Source organism: Desulfurellaceae bacterium, assembly GCA_021296095.1.
Taxonomy (GTDB): Bacteria; Desulfobacterota; Binatia; order Bin18; family Bin18; genus JAAXHF01.
Genome location: JAGWBB010000026.1, coordinates 23,580 through 45,172, shown reverse-complemented (window position 1 = coordinate 45,172; position 21,593 = coordinate 23,580). Strand labels below are relative to the sequence as shown.

Annotated in this window: 16 protein-coding genes and 1 tRNA gene; 9 read left to right on the top strand and 8 right to left on the bottom strand. The window is 62.6% G+C overall.

The window, feature by feature from the left end; all coding sequences use genetic code 11:
* Window positions 1-82: 82 nt before the first annotated feature.
* Both J4F42_08345 and J4F42_08340 read right to left on the bottom strand, forming a co-directional pair.
* Window positions 83-2,737: a TonB-dependent receptor gene (locus J4F42_08345; GenBank protein ID MCE2485506.1), complete on the bottom strand. Its 2,655-nt coding sequence runs from the start codon at window positions 2,735-2,737 to the stop codon at window positions 83-85.
* A gap of 710 nt (window positions 2,738-3,447) precedes the next feature.
* Window positions 3,448-4,329, bottom strand: coding sequence for an LLM class F420-dependent oxidoreductase (locus J4F42_08340; GenBank protein ID MCE2485505.1), 882 nt, complete (start codon window positions 4,327-4,329; stop codon window positions 3,448-3,450).
* A 138-nt stretch (window positions 4,330-4,467) separates the two neighbouring features.
* On the opposite strand from J4F42_08340, the gene J4F42_08335 reads away from it, so the two are divergent.
* Window positions 4,468-5,769: an MFS transporter gene (locus J4F42_08335; GenBank protein MCE2485504.1), complete on the top strand. Its 1,302-nt coding sequence runs from the start codon at window positions 4,468-4,470 to the stop codon at window positions 5,767-5,769.
* Window positions 5,770-5,843: 74 nt separating this feature from the next.
* Here J4F42_08335 and J4F42_08330 read toward each other — a convergent pair whose 3' ends face one another.
* Window positions 5,844-7,307 carry a M81 family metallopeptidase gene (locus J4F42_08330; GenBank protein ID MCE2485503.1) on the bottom strand — a complete coding sequence of 488 codons (1,464 nt, stop codon included), beginning with the start codon at window positions 7,305-7,307 and terminating at the stop codon, window positions 5,844-5,846.
* 262 nt (window positions 7,308-7,569) lie between these two features.
* Between J4F42_08330 and J4F42_08325 the strand changes: the two genes are divergently transcribed.
* The 4 genes from J4F42_08325 (at window position 7,570) to J4F42_08310 (ending at window position 12,268) form a co-directional block, all read left to right on the top strand.
* Window positions 7,570-9,312: an amidohydrolase family protein gene (locus J4F42_08325; GenBank protein MCE2485502.1), complete on the top strand. Its 1,743-nt coding sequence runs from the start codon at window positions 7,570-7,572 to the stop codon at window positions 9,310-9,312.
* Between the two features lie 172 nt (window positions 9,313-9,484).
* Window positions 9,485-9,955 carry a peroxiredoxin gene (locus tag J4F42_08320; protein ID MCE2485501.1) on the top strand — a complete coding sequence of 157 codons (471 nt, stop codon included), beginning with the start codon at window positions 9,485-9,487 and terminating at the stop codon, window positions 9,953-9,955.
* 123 nt (window positions 9,956-10,078) lie between these two features.
* On the top strand, window positions 10,079-11,488 hold the full coding sequence (locus tag J4F42_08315) for a hypothetical protein (GenBank protein ID MCE2485500.1): 1,410 nt from the start codon (window positions 10,079-10,081) through the stop codon (window positions 11,486-11,488).
* 18 nt (window positions 11,489-11,506) lie between these two features.
* Entirely contained in the window at window positions 11,507-12,268 is a 762-nt protein-coding gene (locus J4F42_08310) for an SDR family oxidoreductase (protein ID MCE2485499.1), read from the top strand.
* Between the two features lie 59 nt (window positions 12,269-12,327).
* Here the strand turns inward: J4F42_08310 and J4F42_08305 are convergent, their stop codons facing one another.
* The gene (locus J4F42_08305) at window positions 12,328-14,727 is read right to left on the bottom strand and encodes a CoA transferase (GenBank protein MCE2485498.1); all 2,400 of its coding nucleotides are present in this window, start codon (window positions 14,725-14,727) and stop codon (window positions 12,328-12,330) included.
* A 156-nt stretch (window positions 14,728-14,883) separates the two neighbouring features.
* On the opposite strand from J4F42_08305, the gene J4F42_08300 reads away from it, so the two are divergent.
* From J4F42_08300 to J4F42_08285, 4 genes are all read left to right on the top strand, one after another.
* Window positions 14,884-16,017: a MaoC family dehydratase N-terminal domain-containing protein gene (locus J4F42_08300; GenBank protein ID MCE2485497.1), complete on the top strand. Its 1,134-nt coding sequence runs from the start codon at window positions 14,884-14,886 to the stop codon at window positions 16,015-16,017.
* Between the two features lie 18 nt (window positions 16,018-16,035).
* Entirely contained in the window at window positions 16,036-17,469 is a 1,434-nt protein-coding gene (locus J4F42_08295) for a cytochrome P450 (protein ID MCE2485496.1), read from the top strand.
* Between the two features lie 399 nt (window positions 17,470-17,868).
* Entirely contained in the window at window positions 17,869-18,159 is a 291-nt protein-coding gene (locus J4F42_08290; protein MCE2485495.1) for a DUF1640 domain-containing protein, read from the top strand.
* Between the two features lie 396 nt (window positions 18,160-18,555).
* Window positions 18,556-18,789, top strand: coding sequence for a hypothetical protein (locus tag J4F42_08285; protein ID MCE2485494.1), 234 nt, complete (start codon window positions 18,556-18,558; stop codon window positions 18,787-18,789).
* Window positions 18,790-19,032: 243 nt separating this feature from the next.
* Here J4F42_08285 and J4F42_08280 read toward each other — a convergent pair whose 3' ends face one another.
* The 4 genes from J4F42_08280 to J4F42_08265 form a co-directional block, all read right to left on the bottom strand.
* On the bottom strand, window positions 19,033-20,112 hold the full coding sequence (locus J4F42_08280) for a hypothetical protein (GenBank protein MCE2485493.1): 1,080 nt from the start codon (window positions 20,110-20,112) through the stop codon (window positions 19,033-19,035).
* A gap of 367 nt (window positions 20,113-20,479) precedes the next feature.
* Window positions 20,480-20,555: transfer RNA gene (locus J4F42_08275), tRNA-Asn, on the bottom strand.
* 93 nt (window positions 20,556-20,648) lie between these two features.
* Window positions 20,649-21,245 carry a recombination mediator RecR gene (gene recR, locus J4F42_08270; GenBank protein MCE2485492.1) on the bottom strand — a complete coding sequence of 199 codons (597 nt, stop codon included), beginning with the start codon at window positions 21,243-21,245 and terminating at the stop codon, window positions 20,649-20,651.
* Window positions 21,242-21,568, bottom strand: coding sequence for a YbaB/EbfC family nucleoid-associated protein (locus J4F42_08265; protein MCE2485491.1), 327 nt, complete (start codon window positions 21,566-21,568; stop codon window positions 21,242-21,244). Before J4F42_08265 ends, recR begins: the two co-directional genes overlap by 4 nt.
* Window positions 21,569-21,593: the final 25 nt, after the last annotated feature.

Sequence of the window (21,593 nt, the reverse complement as noted above, 5' to 3'; positions counted from 1 at the left end):
AGCGGGTGGTAGGAGCCGGACAAAAAGGGGGACGGATATGAGCCTGCCCCCCTTTTTGTCATCTCGGTTCGTCAGAGCCTACTTAGAACTCGAATCCGGCTCGCAGGTAGTAGAAGCCGCCGTTGAAGCCGTAGGGCGAGGTTTCCGGGTATTTCAGGCCGACATTAGCCGCTTGCGGGTTTCTGCGCGGGTACTCGTCGAACACGTTCTCCGCGCCGACCGCGATGGTAACCGCCTGCGTAAACGGCAGGTTCAGGAGGGTGTACGAGAGTTCGACATCCATCATCCAGCGTTCGCCGGTATCGAAGCCGAAAGCACCGTCGGTCGGGTAATCGCGGAATTTGTCGTAGAAGTACAGGCGGGACAGCAAACGCCACGGTCCCCAGTTGTGGTCGGCCGTCAGCGAGAAGCGGAACTGCGGCAGCCCCTCTTCGATTTGCCGCACGAGCTTGTCGCTAATGAACTCCGGGGTACGGCTGTCCACCTCGGTCTTGTTCCAGTTGCCGACAAACGTGAACTCGGTGAGGCCGAGCATGGACTCCAGCGGGTAGCTGGCCACGAGGTCAAGGCCCTGGGTGGTGGTGTCGAAATCGTTGGTGTAGAAGGTGAACGTCGTGATCTGGTTCGGCCCAACTGCCGCGTCGAATTCCGCCCGGGTAATGCCCCGCCGGGCGAGTTCAGTCGGCACATGGAGTTGGCTGCCGGGGACGATGCGATCCTGCATCTTGATCCGGTAATAGTCGAGGGTGACCTCAAGCTCGTCCCAGTTGAACACCACGCCAGCAGAATAGTTGACGGCTTTTTCCGGGGTCAGCGGCTTGGCGCCAAGGAAGGCCGAAGCCGGATGGTGGGCGGGAAGAGTACCCCTGTCCACCAACCCGCCAAGCTCGGTGTCAAAGGCCGTGGTGATTCTGTTCACGTTGGCCTGACCGGGCGTGGGCGCGCGAAAGCCCGAGCTGACCGCGCCGCGCACGGCCAGCATCTCCAGCAGCTGCCACCTGAGCGACACCTTGCCGTTCAGGGACTCGCCGATCGGCGCGTCAAAGTTTTCGTAGCGTCCGGCCACGCCGAGGGTGACGGCCTCAATCACCTCGGTTTCCAGGTCCATGTACAGGGCGTAGTTATTCCGTTGATAGTCGCCGATGATATTGGGACCGAATCCGTTAAACCCGTTCGAGCCCACACCGAGACCCTGAGGACCGAACCGGTCGAAGTCGGAATACCAGGAGTTTTCGCCACCGAGTTTCACCTCGTACTCCTCGATGTGGTACTCGAAGCCGAAGGCCATGTTCAGCGGAGAGGCGAACACGCCGAGGTCCACCAGCCGGGAAATATCCAGGTTGAAGGTCTTCTCGGACTGGGAGACGCCGCCGGGCCGGTACTGCGTGGGAATGTTCGTTCGCATGTCGGCCAGCTGGGGGTTGATGGTGTTGATGAAGAAATAGTCAACGCTGTTCTCCCCGAAGTAGGCGCTCATGTCGTAGTACCAGCCGTTCAGCAGGGAATAGATGCCGCCGAATCCCTCCAGGTCGCCGGTCAGACCGAAGGCGATACTCCAGTCCTTCACATAGCCGCCGAAGCGGGGGGTGAAGCCGCCCGGAAAGCGCTCAATGAACGAAAAGCAGTCCGGGCCGTTATCGGCGACTTCAGCAAACTGGGGAACATTGCCTCGGATGGGAATATCCCGGCAGTTGCCCGACATGCCGTCGTGCGACAGGTCAATCATCTTGACCGTGTTGGTCCCGTCTTCGAGCGGGTCGCCCCGGAACACGCCGCGCCGGGTGTGGGGATTACGAAAGTAGAAGCCACCCTCCACCCGCCGCTCGGCATAGTTGCCGAAGGCGTACAGCCGGCTGTTGATCTCGTCGAGGTCGAGGCCGACATTGCCGAAAAACTTGTAGTCATACTGGACTTCGGGCGCGCCCCAGATCTGGGCCGCAGGACGGCGGACATGCTCGTTGCCGGCCTCAATCAAGCCCCGCGCGTCGCTGCTCTGGACGCTGCGGCTGGTTTCGTCCACGTTCATGAACTCGAAGCTGAGGCTGGCAAAGCCGTTCTCGGTCAGCGGCAGGCCGAGGTTGGCGGCCACCTGTACCTTGTCGCCGTCGCCGTGGTAGTTCTGGCCCCAGCTGGTGTGGACCGTCAGGCCCTCGCGGTTCTCCTTGAGCACGAAATTCAGCACGCCGGCAATGGCGTCCGAGCCGTACTGGGCGGCGGCGCCATCGCGCAGGACTTCGACCCGCTCCAGGGCAATGGTCGGAATGGTGGAGAGGTCAGCCCCCTGCGATCCTCTGGAATTCGGAGAACCCAGGAAGTTAATCACCGACCCGCGGTGACGCCGTTTGCCGTTGACCAGCACCAGGGTGGAGTCGGGCGGCAAACCGCGCAGCGTGGCCGGCCGGACAAAGGTCGCCTCGTCGCTGATCGGCTCCTGGCCGACGTTGTAGGACGGCACGCTCGCCGACAGCAGGGAATCCATGTCCCGGATGCCGTAGGTCTGCAAGTCTTCGCCCCGAATGATGTCCACCGGGACCGGCGAATCCTGGGCCGAGCGCCCGGCCACGCGCGAGCCGACCACCCGGAAGACTTCCAGCCCGATGATATCCTCCGGGGATTCGACGTCTTGGGCTGCGACCGGCTCCTGCTGGCTCGCCTCCTGCGTCTCCTGGGCCTCTAGACTCGGGGCGCCCATCAGCATAAAGACCCCCACTACCACTCCAACTCGTTTTACCTGCATCTTCGACCTCCTCCAGGGTATGTTGAAACTCTTCATCTTCGACCTCTCAGGTACGTATCAACCGTTCTCGTCTTGAGCCAAGGCTCTGGATCGACATCTCCTCCTTAACTCGCCCGCCTGAGGAGAACAAGCAAAGCGTGCTGAAGCTCCAGAGCAATGACCGGCTCAAACGCCCTAGAGCGTTTCACGTTAGGCTGTAGCCCCGCCGTTCCGCTCTCGTCAGGCTGGACGTGATCCGGCATTCCCTGCTTCGACTTCGCTCCGCTCAGCATGAACGGGAGGCCGTTCGTCCTGAGCGTCAGGCGTAACGCGCCTGAAGTCGAAGGGCGACACAGCATCGTGAAGTGCGCTAGCCGCCAAAAACATGCGTACGAAATGCATGTAAGCTTATAGCTAGGGCAGAACTCCCACTCGTCCGTTTTTTCTATCCCTTTCTCTTCGGGGTTCTTGCCCGGGTCAGCGACGGCTCAGCATACACGAATCATTGCAACAAGGCCATATCCACTCTCCAAGCAACACCACGCCGGGATGAAGACAGTCGAGACATGTCGAGCGAAGCAAGCACCGTCCGCAGTATGCCGGCTCCAACAATTCTCGGCTTGCCCGGCGCTCAATCCCATGGCCGATTTCGCGTTGGGGGAGGATATCTTCAGGCTCCCGAGTCGCGGACGGATGCGGGCGTACACGCGTCAATGCGCCATGGCAGGTGCCTACACCCGCTGCGCCCGCTCGACCGTGGGCAGCACCCGGTCAATCCAGGTCATGGCCCCGCCATCCGCAATCTCGGTGCCCATCTGCTGGGAGAAGGTCACGACACCCTGCGCTCCGGCGTCCCGGTAGCGCTTGAGTTCGTCTTCTGAGGGACCGTTCTCTCCCGGATCGACGATGATCGTGATGTGTAAGCCGTCCGGGTCACGGCCCGCCTCTGTGGTCAGCTGGCGCAGGCTTGTCATCTGCCTGTCAAAAGCGTCGGGACTCTGGACCAGCGGAAACCAGCCGTCATAGCTGCGCGCCACCCGTTCCAATGCCTTTGGGCCGTGGGCGCCGAGCAGGACCGGCGGCCCGCCGGGCTGAGCGGGTTTCGGCTCACAGCGGACGGCCGGAAAACGGACCAGATCGCCCTCATAGGCGGCTTCCGGCTGGGTCCACAAGACCTTCATCGCCTCGACCGTCTCCCGCATACGCTTCCAGCGCAGCCGGAATTCCGTTCCCAGGACTTCGGTTTCTTCTCGCAACCAGCCGGCCCCGGCTCCGATCACCACCCGCCCGCCGGAGTACAGGTCGAGACTGGCGATGGTTTTGGCCGTGACCAGCGGTTCCCGTTCGGGCAGCAGGCAGATGCCAGTCCCCAGCTTGACCTTTGTCGTCACCGTTGCCGCCACGGTCAGGGCGATAAACGGGTCGGCCCAGCGGTTGTAATGCTCCGGCAGCTGCCCGTCCGCAGCTCCCGGAAAAGGGGTCTGGTGGCCAACCGGAATGACCGGATGCTCGGGAATCCACAGCGAATCAAAGCCCTCGGCTTCGACCCGTCGGGCGACCTCGGCTAGATCGCCGCTCTGGGCGGTAGCGGTCACTAAAACGCCAACTTCCATGCGTGTGCCCTCCTCTGTGGGTGTCTTATACCAAGGACTGGCACACGGGCCAACGGGTCGCGGACAGGACTGCGGCCTGACCCTGCCCTTTTCTCCCTTTTCATTGACAGCCCAGGGCTCGGCGCATAGGCTCAGACCGTGTTATCCAAGCCGGCACCTCTCGCCCATACACAACTCCAAGAAGCCGAACCTGCACCGCCTGCACCGGCCAGCGCCTATGGCTGGCAACTGCCCTACAGTCTGCGTGCGCTCCAGCACCGCAACTTCCGGCTGTTCTTTATCGGTCAGTTCGTCTCCCGGACCGGCTTCTGGATGCAATGGGTGGCCCAGGGCTGGTTGGTCTACCAGCTGACCCAGTCCGCATTCATGCTCGGCCTGGTGTCGTTTGCCGGGCAGTTTCCCTCGCTGCTGCTGGGTCTGTTCGCGGGCGTGGTGGCCGACCGCTTCAACCGCTACCACGTCATCCTGCTCATGCTCGTGCTGGCCATGCTTCAGGCTGCGGTGCTGAGCGTCCTGACCCTGGGCGGCTGGATTACGGCCTGGCAGGTGTTTTTTCTGGCCCTGTTTGCCGGCATAGTCCAGAGCTTTGAGATGCCGGCCCGGCAGAGCTTTCTGATGGAAATCGTCGGCCGAGAGGATTTGCCCAGCGCAATCGCGCTCAACTCGGCCCTGGTCAACGGCGCCCGGATTCTGGGTCCGGCGCTGGCCGGCATTATCGTGGCCCAAGCCGGGGAAGGGGCGTGTTTTTCGGTCAACGCACTGTCCTACCTGGCCATTATCGGCGGGTTTCTGGCCATGCGGCTGCCGCCCCGGACCCGCACGGCCGCCTCAAAGACGTCGGTTTTGGCCTTTATCCACGAAGGGCTTGTGTACGCCATCCGCACGCCGTCCATCCGCCTGCCCCTGGTCTTGATCGGGCTGGTCGGTCTGCTCAGCACGCCCTATACCGTCCTCATGCCGGTGTTTGCCAAGGATATTCTCGACAGCGGACCGAGCGGCATGGGCCTGCTCATGGGCGCGGCCGGGATCGGCGCGGTGATCGGGGTCAGCTTTCTGGCCCGGCATCGCGGGACCGACAGGATGGGTCGAGCGATTGCGTTTGCCCTGGTCCGGTTTGGCCTGGGGCTCATCCTGTTTGCCTACTCTCGTAACCTGTGGCTGTCGCTGCTGATCCTGCCCCTGGTCGGCTCAGGCTTTATGGTTCCGATGGCTGCCGTCAACACCCTGCTGCAAACCATCGCCCCAGACCACCTGCGGGGCCGGGTGATGAGCCTGTACTTCATCATGATCATGGGCGCCGCCCCGGTCGGCAGCCTGTTGTCAGGAACCTTGGCGCCCTACATCGGCGCACCCCTGACCGTCGCCCTGACCGGCGCGGGCTGTCTGGCTGCGGCGGCGTGGGTGAGCCTCAACCTCCATCTTCTGCACGACAGGCAATAGGGGCAATCGAAAGGACCGGGCATCCCGGCCGGGGTCGATTTGACGAATGTCCACGGCCCCTCCTCGTGTCGGCTTCAGATATCGTCCAGCGGGAACACCGGGCGGCGAATCTTCCGGTGCGGCAGGCGACCCGGAATCTGGTTGGCCAGCCCTGGCGTATCCACATCAATAATCTTGCTGGCGATGCCCTCAAACGCGGCCCGGTGTTGCAGCTCTGATTTGCAGCTCAGAATCTGCCGGGCGGTCGGCTCAATGCCCAGGCTGCGAAAATGGTTGACCTCAAAGCCATGGGTTGGCCGCGAGGTCAGAATCACCTCCAGCCCGCCGCAGTCGATGACAACGGTCGCGCCCCGGCGGTAGTTGCCGGCGTTGAACCGGGTGGCGGCAGCATACCGCCCGTCGTGGATCACCCGCACCCTGCCGTCGATCTGCACCGGCTCGCCGTGGAAGCGATCAACCTTGCCACCAACCGTGAGTGTGACCTGGCGGCCGATCCCGGCGCGGATCGCGGCCTGGACCGCCGCCGGGTCGGTGATATTGCCGACCACCGCACCCTGCGCGTTCTGTTTCAGCAACTCGGCCAACAGCACCGTTCCGTCTCCGGGCGTCCCCGCCCCACCGCTGTCGGCCAGGTCGCCGAGTAAGACCGGTCCTTCTGCGGTCTCAATCGCTTCGCGGACCCCGTCCTCTACCGACACGACATCGACCTGAAACGCGTGGCGCCTGGCCCAGCAGGCTGCCGAGATCTGCTCGGCAAGATCCCGGGCCAGATCGGGCTCGCGGTCGGTGGTCACGGTGACGCTGATCCCGGTCTCGGGGATATCGGAACAGAAGAAGCCGCCCAGCAGCGAGACATCCACTACACGCGCATCGCCGGCCACCAGGTTACGCGCCTGACGCATGAGCTGATCCATGGGCCAGCCGGGGGCGATATACAGCTTTTGCAGGGCCGGAGCCAGGGCCGGCTGAGCCCAGGCGCTGGTCGGCGCAAGGCTGCCGGCAAACATGCCGGCCAGCGCCCGGCCCGCCGCGCGTCCAACCGCCACGAAATCATGGTGCGGGTTGGTCTTGACGCCGATCAGCAGACTGGCCTGCTCAACCATGAGGGGGGTGACGTTAGCATGGCCGTCCAGGGAGGCAATAAGCGGTGTCGTGTCTCCCAGCACCTCGCGCACCGCTGCCAGGAAATCTCCCTCGCAGTCATCCACATGCTCGGCTGCGGCCGCGCCATGGAGCTGCAAAAACACGCCGTCCACGCGCCCGGCCTGACGCAGCAGGGAACGGAACGATTCTTTAGCAGAGTCGTGGGCCTCGGGGCTGATCTTGCCCCCAATGCCGGGCAGGATGAACTGGAGCGGCACCAGCTCCCAGCCCTCGGCCCTGGCAATATCGACAAGCCCGGCAATCGCACTCCAGCCGCGGCCGGTTCTGAGCAGCCGCTCGCCACTCAGGGTGGCGGCCTGGAAGCGTTCCAAGCCCACCGTCTGGGTGGCAAAGGAATTGGTACAGGTGAGATATCCACCCACGGCAACACGCATGATACAGCCCTCCTCTGATGCACCCCACGTGTACCCCCTCCGGGCCGCAGCTGGCAAGCGTGACGACCGCCGAGGCCGACTGAACGTTTACTCATTTCATCCATTGTAAAAGCCGGCCCGGGTGTGCTAGAAGCCAGAGAGTCTCTTGAACCCGAGGATGACAGGCTGCACGGCAGTGCGGTCGAGCACATGGGGATTTTTTCATCGCGTCATTTTTTGGCTTCACCATTAGCCTGCTCGCATGAGCAAAAAGGAGGATCGCATGGCTGATTATGATCTGCTTATTAAAAACGGCAAGATCGTTGATGGCTTGCGGATGCCCGCGTTCCGAGGGGACATCGGCATCCGGGATGGCAAGATCGCGGCGATGGGCAATGTTCAGGGCAGCGCCCAGCGCGTCATTGATGCCACCGGGCTGGTCGTGGCTCCCGGATTCATGGACATCCACACCCACTACGACGCGGCGCTGACCGGCTGGGATCCGTATGCCACGCTGTCCGGCTGGCACGGGGTGACGAGCGTCGCCATCGGCAACTGCGGTTTTGGCTTTGCCCCGGTCCGGCCCGAGGATCGCGAGCGGGCGATGCTGCGCATGGAGCGCACCGAGACGATCCCGATGTCCATTATGCAGGCGTCGATGCGCTGGGACTGGGAGACTTTTCCCGAATTTCTGAACAGCATTGACCAGCATGGAACAGGGGTGAATGCCGCCTCGCTCATTCCCTACTCGCCGCTGCGCGCCTGGGTGATGGGCACGGACGCAGCCCGCGATCCGAACTACAAGGCCACCTCGGATCAGGTCGCTCAGATGAAGCACCTGGTACGCGAAGGCATCGAGGCCGGCGGCTTTGGCTTCTCGGCCAGCTTCAGCATGGCCAACCGCGACTACGACGGCGGCTATCTGCCGACCCACGTGGCCCCGCGCGAAGAGTTTCTGGAAATGGCCAAGGTCATGCGCGAGTTCAACCGCGGCTCGATTGAGTGGACCATGGGCCACGCCCTGCAGGGTCTGGGGCGGGATTTCCTGGTCGAGCTGGCCAAGACCAGCGGCCGGCCGGTGAACTGGAACGCTATTATCTATGATCCCACCAACCCGACTGTCTGGCGCGACCAGCTGAAGTGGACAGAAGAGGTTTTCAACGAAGCTGTGGTGCTGCCGGTCAATATCTGCCTGCCGATCGAATTTGAGTTCAAATTTGAGACCGTCGGGCTGTTTGACCAGCTGCCGGCCTGGAATGAAGCCACGGTCGGCACCCACGAAGAGCGCAAGGCCAAGCTGTCTGACCCGTCCCGACGCCCGGCCCTGAGGCGGGATATGGACAATACCCCGACCCTCATGGAGAAGAGGCGGGATGACGGCGAAGCTGCCCAGATATCCCTCTTCAACTGGGACAAGACCACCATCGCCGAGGTGTGTCTGGAAAAGAACAAGCACCTGGAGGGCCGGACCATAGCCGAGGTCGCCCAGGAGCTGGGGAAATCTCCGGTTGACACCATGCTGGACTTGGCGGTCGAGGAGAACCTGGGAACCGAATTTGCCCTGCACGACTTCATCAACGGCGATGAGGAAGCGGTGAGCGAGATCGTCAAGCATCCGATGAGCCTGATTGGCGCTTCGGACGGTGGCGCCCATACCAAGTTCCTGACCACCGGTCGCTATCCGACCCACTTCCTGGGCCACTGGGTGCGCGACAAGCAGCTCATGAGCCTGGAAGAGGCGCACTGGCGGCTGTCGACCATGCTGGGCTGGGCGATTGGCATCCGCGACCGCGGCTGGCTGCGTGAGGGCATGCCGGCTGACATCATCGTCTATGATCTGGAGAAGCTCCAGGTGTTGCCGACGGAGATCGTCACCGATCTGCCGAACAACGACTGGCGGCGAGTCCAGAAGGCGGACGGCTACCACTATACGATCGTCAACGGTGGTATCACCTTTGAGGGCCAGAAGTGCACCGGAGCGTTGCCGGGCAAGATGCTGCGCAGCTACGATACGGCCGCTGCCTAATCACCCACGAGCAGGGTTTCTCCTGCTCTGATCCTTGAGATGAGCGCCGGGTTTGCACCCGGCGCTTTTGTCTGTTCCCTGACCGGGCAGCCGTCCCAGCCTTGTCGGCCGCCCGTGTTCCGCAACCAGCCCGGCTCCCGAATCCAGCCGTCACACCAGGGAGGACACGACAATGCCGGTCGAAGAAGGCAAAGCCGCCCCGGCCTTCCGTCTCAAAGATGCGGAAGGGAAGCCGGTCTCGCTCAAAGATTTCAGAGGCCGGGATGTCATCCTGTACTTCTATCCCAAGGACAACACCCCCGGCTGTACCAAAGAAGCCTGCGGTTTTCGCGATGTCTGGCACGCTATCCAGGAGCGACGGGCGACCGTGCTCGGCATCTCTCCCGACAGTCAAGCCTCACACCAACAGTTTGTCACCAAACACCGGCTGCCGTTTTCGCTGCTGTGCGACCCCGACAAGAAAGTCATGACCAAGTACGGGGCCTACGGTGAGAAAACGCTGTACGGCAAAAAGACGCTGGGCGTCATCCGCTCGACCGTCTGGGTAGGACCGGACGGCAAAGTGAAAAAGCACTGGAAGAAAGTCGCCAAAGCCGCGGACCACCCGCGCAGAGTGTTGGAGGCCCTGCTCCAAGACGGGTGAAGAGCCGCCATGTGTTCAGGCTGTGGAAGGGAAAAGGAGGACATATGGAACATATTGCATGTGAATAGGGACGCAGTTGTGACCAAGAGCAGCGGGCGGTCCACCACGAACCGGGAGGCGAACATGAACGGGTACGAATCAAGGCCGCGCGCCTATCGCCCGCTGGCAGCCGGCGTATTGGCGGCGCTCGGCGGCCTCGTGTTGCTGGCCGACACCGCCCAGGCGGCCATAGACGACGAGTCGCAGTTTGTCCTCAACACCTTCTCGTTTCTCATCTGGGGCGCGCTGGTGATGTGGATGTGCGCCGGCTTCACCATGCTGGAGTCCGGCTCGGTACGGACCAAGAACGCGTCTGTCATCTGCCTCAAAAACATCGGCCTGTACTCGATCGCCGGGCTGACCTTCTACTTCATCGGCTACAACCTCATGTACGTCGATGTCGGCGCCTGGATCGGCTCGGTCTCCTTTCTGTATGGTCCCTCGGCGGATGAGCTGGCCCTGTTGTCCGGCCAGGACGAAGCCCGGGCCGCAGTCCTCGGCCAGAGCTACGCGACCATGTCGGACTGGTTCTTTCAGATGGTCTTTGTCGCCACCGCAGCCTCTATCGTGTCGGGGGCGCTGGCCGAGCGGGTCAAGCTGTGGTCGTTCCTGGCCTTTACGGCTATTTTGACGGCGATCATCTACCCCATTGTCGGCGCCTGGACGTGGGGGGAGGGCTGGCTCAACCAGATGGGATTTCAGGACTTCGCCGGCTCCACCATCGTGCACTCGACCGGCGGCTGGGCTGCGCTGGCCGGCGTCATCATCGTCGGGCCGAGAATAGGCAAGTTTCGGTCCGACGGCGGCGTCAAAATCACGCCCCCCTCAAACGTGCCGCTGGTGACCCTGGGCGTCCTGATCCTGTGGTTTGGCTGGCTCGGCTTCAACGGTGGCTCGCAACTCGCCCTGGGCGGCGTGACCGATGCGGTGGCTATGAGCAATGTGCTGGCCAACACCAATCTGGCCGCCTCGGCAGGGGTCGTGGCCGCCCTGTTTCTGTCGCGGCCCATCTTCGGCCGGATCGATCTGCTGGCCATCCTCAACGGCGCTATTGCCGGTCTGGTGTCGATTACCGCCGGACCCGACATTGTCGAGCATTATTGGGCGGTCATCATCGGGGCGCTGGGCAGCGCACTGTGCCTGGGCGGCATCAAACTGCTGGAGACCCTGAAGCTGGACGATGTGGTTGGGGCGATTCCGGCCCATCTGGTCGCCGGCATCTGGGGCACGCTGGCGGTCTGCATCGCGGCCGGCGGAAACCTCGGCGTCCAGCTCCTGGGGGTGGTTGCGGTCGGCGTCTTCGTGTTCGGGACTTCGTGGCTGACCTGGCTGGCCCTGGAAAAGCTCTTGGGCGTTCGGGTCGCGCGCAACGTCGAAGAGATCGGCCAGGATGCGATGGAACTCGGCATCGAATCCTATCCCGAGTTTGTGCTCATGCCCGACCCGGACGAGGTCGAGGAGCTGCGGGCCGGCGCACCAGCGTCCACCGACTAGGAGAAAAGGAGAAACGACATGGCAGGAAGGCTTGACGGACAGGCGGCTCTGGTGACGGGCGGCAGCGGCGGAATCGGCCGGGCGACCGCGCTGGAGTTCGCCCACCAGGGCGCCCGGGTGGTGGTGTCGGATGTGCTGGCTGAGGCCGGCCAGGAGACGGTCCGGCTCATCGGCGCCGCAGGCGGCCAGGCCACCTTCATCAAAACCGATGTCACCCAGGCGGCTCAGGTCGAAGCCCTGATCGGGCAAACCGTCGAGACCTACGGCCGTCTCGACTGCGCGTTCAACAATGCCGGCATCGAGGGCGGCATGGCCAAGACCGCCGACTATGCGGAAGAGCGCTGGGAGCAGGTCATTCGCATCAACCTGAAAGGCGTGTGGCTGTGCATGAAGTACGAAATCCAGCACATGCTCGGCCACGGCGGGGGCGCGATTGTCAACACCGCCTCGGTCGCCGGCCTGGTCGGCTTTCGCTACGGCCCAGCCTACGTGGCCAGCAAACACGGGGTGAACGGCCTGACCAAGACGGCCGCCCTGGAATACGCCAAGGCCGGCATTCGGGTCAACGCGGTGTGTCCGGGGGTAATCAAGACGCCGATGTTCGAGCGTGGGCTACAGAAAAATCCCGACCTCGAAGAGCGCTTCGCCAGCGTCCATCCGGTCGGGCGGATCGGCCAGCCCGAGGAAATCGCCCGGGCGGTGGTCTGGCTGTGCTCGCCGGCCGCGTCGTTTGTGACCGGCACCCAGCTGCCGGTCGACGGCGGCTTTGTCGCCCAGTGAACAGCGGTAGGGACGGGTTTGAAACCCGTCCCTACGAGATTCCCTCGCCGCCCCAATCCCTAATATAAAACCTGCCGTTCCTTCAGTTGCGCGATGTGCTCGTCGGAATAGCCCAGCACGTCCCGCATGACCTGATCGGTATGCTGGCCCAGCAGCGGGGCCGGGCTCTGCACCCCGTTGGGCGACTCGCTGAGCAGCCAGGGAATGCCGGTGTGCTTGCGGAGGCCGACCTCGGCGTGCGGCAGCTCGGCAAAGAAGCCCCGTTGCGCGAGGTGCGGGTCGTCGGCCAAGTCCTTGCTGTTCATGGACGGAAAGGCGGCCACGCTCCGAGCCTGCAAGGTCTCGGTCACCTGCCACTTGTCGCGCGTCCGGGTCCAGGCGGTGATGATGTTGTCCAGCTCGTCCTCGTTGGCCTTGCGGTCCTGGACGGTTCGGAACCGGGCGTCCGCGCCCAGCCCGGCCTGGTCCATGGCCCCACACAGGGCCTGCCACTCGGCGTCGGTGCCGCAGGCAATCGACACCCACTCGTCCTCGCCCGCACACCGGAAACAATTATGCGGGGCCATCAGCGGGTCGCGGTTGCCGCGGCGGGTCGGTTCAAGGCCGTTCATGGCGTAGTCCATCCAGCCCTCGGGCACCAGCGCGGCCACCGACTCCCACAGCGACACGTCGATATACTGGCCTTTGCCCGTCCGTTTGCGGGCGGCCAGGGCGGCGGTCACGGCCACCGCGGCGTGAATGCCGCTGTTGGGATCGCCGTAGGAAATGCCGACCTCCTGGGGCGGGCCGCCGGCATAACCGGTCATGGCCGACAGCCCGGTCAGCGGCGCAATGGCCGGGCCGTAGCCCATGTAGTTCTGGAGCGGGCCGCTGTGGCCATAGCCGGAAATCGAGGCCATGATGATGTCGGGCTTGATCTTGACCAGCTCGTCATAACCCAGGCCCAAGCGCTCCATCACCCCGGTCGCAAAATTATCGACCACCACATCGCTGTTCTCAATCAACTCCTTGACTACGGCCAGACCCTCGGGCTGGGCAAAGTTGATCAGCACGCTCTTTTTACCCAGGCTCCACTGGTTGAACAGCCCCGAGCGGTTGACTCCGGCTTCCATGCCCGTGGGATACAGCGGCAGGCGGCGGGTGATATCGATGCGGGTGTTGGACTCGATCTTGATGACCTCGGCCCCGAGGTGGGTCAGGTACATCGTGCCGTAGGGGCCGGCCCAGACCCAGGTGAAGTCGGCAACCCGCACGCCCTCAAGCGGACGACGGGTTTTGGGGCTGGGGGCCGGCGGCCGGGGAGCCGGAGTCGGCGGCAGCGCGTCCAGGACTTCGTCGGTATGCTGGCCCAGCAGCGGGGCCGGGCGACGGATCTGCCACCACGGTTCGCGCAGCTGGTAGGGTGGGCCGAGCTGGGTGACCGTCCCGGCCTTGGGATGATTCACCTCAACAAAGAAATTCCGGGACCGCAGCTGTTCCTGCTTGCTCAGCTGCTCCATGCCGAACACCGGCGCAAAACAGATCCGCCGTGACTGGGCCTGGTGCCACAGCTCCTCGACCTTCCAGTCTTTGACCCACTCGTCCAGGTACATCTTCATCACGTCCTGGTTTTTGGACCGCTCGGTAGCGCCTTCGAAGATTTCCCAGCCGGCCCACTCGGGCTTGTCCATCAGTTCGACGATGCGCTCCCACTGATCTTCTTCGACCGCCAGAATAAAGAGCAGTCCGTCCTGGCACTCGAAGATGCCCCACGGGTACAGCAGGCGTTTTCCCAGGCGCGAGGCAATCCGGTCGCTGTACGAGTAGTAGACAAAATTCTGCTCCAGAAAGGCGGCGATAAAAGCCTGGGTGGACAGGTCGATATGCTCCCCGGAACCGGTTTCCAGAGCCCGGTGATAGGCGGCCAGGGACGCCATGGCGCCCGACACGCCGCCCTGAAAATCGCACTGGTGGCCGGCGACCTTCAGCGGCGGGAGGTCCGGGAAGTCCGAGGCGCCCGGGCTCAGCCAACCCCAGCCGCCGCCGTGGGACACGTTCAGCTCATAGGCGTTATAGTCCTTATACGGCCCGGTCAGCCCAAACGGCGTGATCGAACACAGGACCAGCCCGGGGTTGATGCGTCGAAAGGCGTCGTAGTCGATGCCCCGCTCCGCCATCTGGGCGGCCGGGTAATTGTGGACCACGATGTCGGCCCAGGCGACGAGCTGGGCGAGCCGGTCCTGCTCCCGAGCCAGATCGAGCGTGATGCCGCGCTTGTTGGTATTCAGCGCCAGGAACAGGCCGCTCTTTTCCGGGTCGGCCAAACCGCCGGGAAACGGCCCGCGCCGCCGGGCCAAGTCTCCGCCCGGTTCCTCGACCTTGACCACGTCGGCCCCCAGGTCGGCCATGATTTTGCCGGCGTATGAGGCCGAGACCAGCTGTCCCAACTCGACAACCTTGACACCTTCGAGTCCTTGCATGCCGTACCCTCCTTCATCGAGCCTGCCAGACTAAGCCTGCCATGATAGACTTCTGCCCCGGCTTTTCAACAGCCGTGGCGTCGCGTGGCGCTGCGCGGTCTTGAATGCCGCGACCAAGCTGGTATGCAGGACTGAACGGAAGGAAAAAGAAACCGCATGGCAGAACAACGTTTTTCCCTGATTACCGACGAATCCCTGGGCAAACTGCGGCAGCTGATCGGGGTGCCGATTGAGGACTCGCTGGAACCCTGGTGCTACGAGGCCACCCGCGACAACATTCGCCACTACGCCCACGGCATCGGCGACGACAACCCGCTGTGGTGCGACCCCGACTACGCCGCCACCACCGCCTACGGCAGCCTGGTCGCACCGCCGTCGTTCGTGTTTCCGCTGAACCGTATCCTGAGCGGCTATGTCGGCGGCCTGCCCGGCGTGCACGCCATGTGGGCCGGGGCCGATATCGACTGGCACGCGCCCATGCTGCGCGGCGATGCGTTTACCACCACAGCCTGGCTCAAAGACCTGATCGAGCACGACACCCACTTTGCCGGCCGGGCGATTCAGCAGGTCTACCACGTCGAGTACTCCAACCAGAACAACGTCTTGGTCGCCAGCGGCGACAGCTGGTGTTTTCGGACCGAGCGCGATACCGCCCGCGAGCGGGGCACAAAGTACACCGAGGTCAAACAACGCCGGCCGGTCCAGTATTCGCGCGACGACATTGCCGGGATCTTCGCCCAGTACGCCGAGGAGAGAATCCGGGGGGCGACCCCGCGCTATATTGAGGACGTGCGGGTCGGCGACAGCCTGCCCGGCATGGTCAAGGGACCGATGACGGTGACGGGCTTCATCTGCTACGCCCAGGGCTGGGGCGGCCTGTACATCCGGGCCAACCGGCTGGCCTGGAAGCAGCTCAAGAAACATCCCGGCCTGGGCATTGCGGACCGCTTCGGCATTCCCGACGTGCCCGAACGGGTCCACTGGGACGGCGACCTGGCCACCCTGGTCGGTACGCCCGACGCCTATGACTACGGCCCCGAGCGCACCTCGTGGATGACCCATCATATAACTGACTGGATGGGCGATGCCGGTTTTCTGCGCCACATCCATGTGGAAATTCGGCGTCACAATCCGGTCGGCGATACGCTGTATATCAGCGGAGAAGTCACGCGCATCTTCGAACAGGACAAGGCCCACTATGTCGAAATCGCCCAAACGGCGAAGAATCAGAACGACGAGCTGTCGGTGCGGGCCACGGCCACGGTTCGCCTGCCGTCGCGGACGGCATGACACCACAAGGAGGACACTATGGAAGCGCTTGCATTACCCCCGACAGTCAGCGGTTCGGCCCCGGTGGTTGGACACGCGCTCCAATTTCTCAGAGACCCGATTCCGCTCCTGGAACGCGGCTATCAGGAGCACGGCGTGGTCTTTTCCGTGCGGCTCGGCAACAAGCCGGCGGTCATCCTCCTGGGCCCTGAAAACAACCGCTTCTTTTTCGCCGAAACCGATAAATTGCTGTCGATTCGGGAGGGCTACCCGTTCTTTATCAAGATGTTCCACGAGCGGTTCTATTTCTTTGCCGAGTTCGAGGAATACCTGGAACAGCGGTCCATTCTGATGCCCCGTTTCCAGGGCCAGCAGATGACCCAGTATGTCTCGACCATGGTCCGGGAGACCGTCGATCTGATGGACCAGCTGGGCGACAGCGGTTCCTTCGACCTGATTCCGACCCTCGGTCCGCTGGTCATGAACATCGCCGCCCACTCATTTTTGGGCTCGGATTTTCGGAGCCGCCTGGGCTGGGAGTTCTTTACCGACTTCCGGCATTTCTCGGCTGGCATGGAGCCGGTCCTGCCGCTGTGGCTACCCCTGCCCAAGCTGCTCAGAAGCCAGAAGGCCAAGAAGAAGCTGCACCGGGTTCTGGGCGAGTTGATCCGCTCCCGTCGCCAGCAGCCGGTCGATCCGCCCGACTTCCTCCAGACCCTGGTCGAATCGCGTTTTTCCGACGGCAGGCTGCTCGACGAAGAGATGACCATCAACCTGATTCTGCTGCTGGTCTGGGCCGGCCACGAAACGACCGCCGGTCATATCAGCTGGGCGCTGATCGACCTGCTCCAGCATCCCGACTATCTGCACACGGTGATTGATGACCAGGACGCCAAAATTGGCGACCGCCAGGACCTGGCCATGGCCGACGTGCGCCAGTTGGTGCGCATGGACTGGGCGGTCAAGGAAACCGAACGGCTCCATCCGGTGGCCTACATCCTGATGCGGACCGCAGCCGAGGACCTGGAGATCGACGGCTTTCAGGTGCCGCAGGGCACTCAGGTGTTTGCCGCGCCGTCGGTATCGCACCGCATGCCGGACGTGTTTCCCGACCCCGACCGCTACGTGCCGGAGCGCTTTTCGCCGGAACGCGACGAATCCCGCAATCAGCACAGCCTGATCGGTTTCGGTGGCGGCATCCATCGCTGTGCGGGGGTCAATTTCGCCTATCTGGAAATGAAGGTCGTGCTGACCCTGTTGCTCCAGCACTACGAGTTCAGTCTGCTCGACCCGGCCCCGAAGGCCGTGTCGGGCGCCAAGACCAAGTGGCCGGCCAGCCCCTGCCGGGTGCGGTACCAGCGCCGTCACGGGGTGCCCAAGGGCCTGCCGCGTGCCGAGCGGCACGACACCGGCCAGTGCCCGGTCGAGCATGACACGCCCGCCGGAGCCGGCCAGTGCCCGGTCCATCACTGAACTGTCCCACCTCCGCATAGGGGCGGGTTTGAAACCCGCCCCTACCGCTCAGCTTGATAATCTCCAGGTACTCCAGGAGCCAGAGGCGGTGACAGAGCGCATTATCAGCGTGGTCCGCGAGAGGCTGGAAGAGAAAAATCCCCCCCAGTCCCCCTTTTTCAACGTGTGATGCACGTTTCCAGGAACCTGCGCTCGCCAGTCGTGCGGCGGTCGCTGGGCCGGAGATAACCCACACCCCACAGCAAGGACTGTTATCCGCAGATGCAGAAAGGCTGGGGTACTGTCCTAATTTGAGGTTTTTCCCTCAACAGAAACAGTGGCTTACAGTTCAAAATAGGACAGCACCAAGGCTGGTGCAGACCTGCCCCGCTCACTTGGACTATGCTATAGTCCCGGTCCATGGCCGCAGCGATTGCCTTTGACACCCATCGGTTCGTCAAGCATTTGACCGAGAACGGCTTTACCGAGCAGCAGGCCGAAGTCCTGGCCGATGAGCAGGTTCATCTGCTCAACTCCAACCTGGCCACTCAAGCCGATGTCGCTGCCATCCACCGGGATATCGACGCCCTGCGCCAAGAGACGAAGGCCAATCTCGCCGAGGTCAAATCCGATCTGCTCAAGTGGATGACGGGAGCGCTGATTGCCCAGGGCGGGGTCATTGTGGCCCTGCTCAAGCTGCTCCCGGGCTGAGGCTGGCAGTAACCCGGTTCTGTGATCGCTTCACCGTTTTTCCCCTCCTCCCCATCCCCTCTCGCTCGTGGAGACGCTGGGAGCGGTATCCATATGGTGGTATTCTTCCTTTTGAAATGACGGAAGTCGCGCAGTCGCCCCCGTGGGCGGCAAGAAACACCGTCGCTGCCTCAACGCCGTTAAAGTGGTCGCTGACGATGACCGAGTCGAGCAGGTATCTGGCCATCCCTCAAGGCCATTCCTTGAGTCAACTCAACCGGGAGGAAAAAATGACCGAGACCAATTATGCGTTCGGGAAAGCTGTCCCCATCCTGGCGTCGCTGGACCTTGCGCGAACACTGAAATTCTTTGAGGAGTCTCTTGGCTTCAAGACCCGGTATATTGAGGACTTCTCGTATGGCATGGCCGCACGCGGTGACACGGAGATTCCACTTCTGGGCCTACGATGACAGATACATCGCCGAGAATACCTCGTGTTACGTGCGTGTGGCGGATATTTCTGCCCTGCATGAGGAGCTGAGCGCGAAATTAGGAACCCTGCAAGTCGTCACGAAGACAGCCTGGGGCATGGCCGAATTGTATGTCTATGATCCGGACGGCAATCTGATCAGGTTCGGCTCACGACAGTGACTTACGAAAATCTGGCGGCTCGGGGGAGGCGGAAGCGCCGTTGTCGCGGATTTCTCTTTTTGTTGCATCTCATTGGTCATAGGCGTGTGCGATTTTCTTCCCCTCAATTTGGTTCTGTTCGCAGACGTGCGAGCTGTGTCTCAACAGTGTCCTTGAAAGAGAAGTTCTGAGGGTAAGGTGTAAGCACTCTAAGGCCAAGCGCTCCCCTGGAAAGTTTGCGACCGGTTGAAAAGCCGCCCGGCGCTAAGACCGAAACGCATCGACCAGGCGCCGGTGCGCGCGCATCGTCTCGAGCGGATTGACGCCGGGTTGGCGCCCGAAACCGCAGTAGTTCGCCACCCCGAAATCCTCCAGGTAGCGGCGCGCGGTCGTCTCGCGCAGTTTGAGGCCGACCGCGCCATCGACATTCATCGCCAGACCCAGAAACACCCGGGCATCACCGACATGAAGATCGGTCAGCGGCGCATAGAAGGAATCGTCGTCGCTGCGGCTCGTTTTCGACCCGGCGAGATGGAGGAAGTCGACAGGACGCCCCGCCGCTGCCACGGCTTCATTCGCCATACGCACTACCAGCCCCATGTCTTTCGTCTCGAACATCGGCCAGGCGGGAAAAGTGCCGTAACAAAAATGATAACCGAGCAGCGCCTGCTCCGGGACGATCCGCGCCAGCCGCGGGAGCGGATCGGCATAACGGTCCCACGACTTGTCTTTGGTCATCCATTGCAAGATCCCCTCGATGTCGAGCACCTCCACACAGACGTCCCACTGAATCGCGATGTCATCGGCTGGCACCGCCTGGAACAAGCGGTCGAGTTGTTTTTCAGCAAGATCCTCGTAGGCCGCCGCCACGATGGGGTAATCGTGGGCGAAATCTTCTCGAAACCACATGCCAATTGCACTGTTCGGATAGGGCAGACCAATCTGAAAACGGACGCCCGCCGGTATGACGCCTTCCTCGCGCAGCGCGGAGAACGTTTGGTAGGACTCGATGGCGTCGTCTATCCGTAACCAGCTATCGAGCTTGAACGAGGAAACACCAGGCCTCACGCGAAATTCCTGCATATCCCATTGGTGCCCCGGCACCCAGTCGTCAAAACCCGGCGGAGTGTCTTTGGGCATTTGCAAGGTTTCGATAGCCGGGTGGGGGCGAAAGAGCCAGTTCGCTTCCTGGCAAATCCACAGCGCCCGATTGCCGGTCTCACCGTCGGGTAAGGCAAAACAGCAATCTCCGAACAAAGGCCCACACGTGCGCAAAGCATCCTCGGTGCTTGCTGAGGGTAGGCTACCGACAAGCATAAAATCGCTGGTTACACGCCCTGGCATGGTTATTCCCCTTCGTTGTTTTCCGCGTTGCCATCGAGTTATAGGGTGCGCAAATTACGTAGCAATTTTGTCAACATCCAACAACCGGGACGAAGTGGCCGACATCCAGCAGCTCGGTGAACTGAAACGGGCCTTCGACCATCTCGCGGGAGCCTTCGGCTAACGAGCCGAAACGGCGCTCCTGAAGTGATTCGTCAATCTGGTTGCACGCGGCATCCCAGGTTGAATTTACGAACCGGAGAAACGAGGACCAAGTAGGAAGGGGCGTCACTCTTTGGAAAAGCGCCAGATACGACGAAGCCCCGAAGGGGTGATCCTCCGGGGCTTCGCGTTAGCTATCGAGGCGCCCGAGTTGGCGGTGGAAAGATGGCTCCTCGGGTAGGATTCGAACCTACAACCCATCGGTTAACAGCCGATTGCTCTGCCGGTTGAGCTACCGAGGATCACATGCGTGCGTGCAGCAGTCTGGGCAGATTTTTGTAGCAAAGGGCCGGGCGGGTGTAAAGTATGGCGCGTTGTCCAGCCGAGCCGGGCGGCTACATCTCCCGCCGCCCTTCGAGGGCCCGGCCCAGGGTCACGACATCGGTGTATTCCACGTCGCCGCCCATGGGAATGCCACGGGCGATACGGCTGACCCGCGGACCGAGCGGCTTGATGACTTTGGCCAGATACAGCGCGGTGGCTTCGCCCTCGGTAGTCGGATTGGTGGCGACGATGACCTCCTGGGCTGCGCCGCGCCGCAGCCGGTCCAGCAGCGGGGCGATCTTGAGTTCTTCGGGACCGATGCCGTCGAGGGGCGACAAGACCCCGTGCAGGACGTGATATCTGCCCCGATACTCGTGGACCTTCTCCAGCGCTATCAGGTCGGCCGGCTCTTCAACCACACAGATGGCCTCGTCGTTGCGCTTGGGATCGAGACAGATGGCGCAGCGCTCGCCTTCGGCCAGGCCAAAGCACTCTTGACACAGAGTCGTTTCAGCCTTGACCGCCCAGACCGCCTCGGCCAGCGCCTCGGCATACTCACGGTCGGCGTTCAGAATGAACATGGCCAGGCGGGTGGCCGTTTTTTCGCCAATGCCGGGCAGCCTGCCGAGCTGCTCGACCAGACGTGCCAGAGACGGGGTGAGGTTCATGGGGTCAGGCCGGGAATTTTGAGTCCACCGGTCAGCTTGCCGACCTCATCGGCCATCATCTTCTTGGCCTGGTTGATGCCCTGATTGACGGCCGCAAGGACGAGGTCTTGAATCATCTCTCTGTCCACCTCGTCGCCGTCCAGCAGCACCGGATCGATGGTCAGCGAGACCAGCTCCAGCCCACCGTTGACCTCGGCGCTGACCATGCTGCCGCCGGCGGTGGCGGTGACGGTCTTGCGGGCGGCCTGTTCCTGGACTTGGCTGAGCCGGCTCTGGAGCTGTTGGGCCTGTTTCATGATGTCGCCAATATTAAAATCTGCCATACCGACTCCTGTCTGTGCCTTGACG

What these genes read in the sequence shown, in the direction of transcription:
- J4F42_08345 (MCE2485506.1), bottom strand. Translation starts at nt 2,737, where the DNA reads ATGCAGGTAAAACGAGTTGGAGTGGTAGTGGGGGTCTTTATGCTGATG.
- J4F42_08340 (MCE2485505.1), bottom strand. Translation starts at nt 4,329, where the DNA reads ATGGAAGTTGGCGTTTTAGTGACCGCTACCGCCCAGAGCGGCGATCTA.
- J4F42_08330 (MCE2485503.1), bottom strand. Translation starts at nt 7,307, where the DNA reads ATGCGTGTTGCCGTGGGTGGATATCTCACCTGTACCAATTCCTTTGCC.
- J4F42_08325 (MCE2485502.1), top strand. Translation starts at nt 7,570, where the DNA reads ATGGCTGATTATGATCTGCTTATTAAAAACGGCAAGATCGTTGATGGC.
- J4F42_08320 (MCE2485501.1), top strand. Translation starts at nt 9,485, where the DNA reads ATGCCGGTCGAAGAAGGCAAAGCCGCCCCGGCCTTCCGTCTCAAAGAT.
- J4F42_08315 (MCE2485500.1), top strand. Translation starts at nt 10,079, where the DNA reads ATGAACGGGTACGAATCAAGGCCGCGCGCCTATCGCCCGCTGGCAGCC.
- J4F42_08310 (MCE2485499.1), top strand. Translation starts at nt 11,507, where the DNA reads ATGGCAGGAAGGCTTGACGGACAGGCGGCTCTGGTGACGGGCGGCAGC.
- J4F42_08305 (MCE2485498.1), bottom strand. Translation starts at nt 14,727, where the DNA reads ATGCAAGGACTCGAAGGTGTCAAGGTTGTCGAGTTGGGACAGCTGGTC.
- J4F42_08300 (MCE2485497.1), top strand. Translation starts at nt 14,884, where the DNA reads ATGGCAGAACAACGTTTTTCCCTGATTACCGACGAATCCCTGGGCAAA.
- J4F42_08295 (MCE2485496.1), top strand. Translation starts at nt 16,036, where the DNA reads ATGGAAGCGCTTGCATTACCCCCGACAGTCAGCGGTTCGGCCCCGGTG.
- J4F42_08290 (MCE2485495.1), top strand. Translation starts at nt 17,869, where the DNA reads ATGGCCGCAGCGATTGCCTTTGACACCCATCGGTTCGTCAAGCATTTG.
- J4F42_08285 (MCE2485494.1), top strand. Translation starts at nt 18,556, where the DNA reads ATGGCATGGCCGCACGCGGTGACACGGAGATTCCACTTCTGGGCCTAC.
- J4F42_08280 (MCE2485493.1), bottom strand. Translation starts at nt 20,112, where the DNA reads ATGCCAGGGCGTGTAACCAGCGATTTTATGCTTGTCGGTAGCCTACCC.
- recR (MCE2485492.1), bottom strand. Translation starts at nt 21,245, where the DNA reads ATGAACCTCACCCCGTCTCTGGCACGTCTGGTCGAGCAGCTCGGCAGG.
- J4F42_08265 (MCE2485491.1), bottom strand. Translation starts at nt 21,568, where the DNA reads ATGGCAGATTTTAATATTGGCGACATCATGAAACAGGCCCAACAGCTC.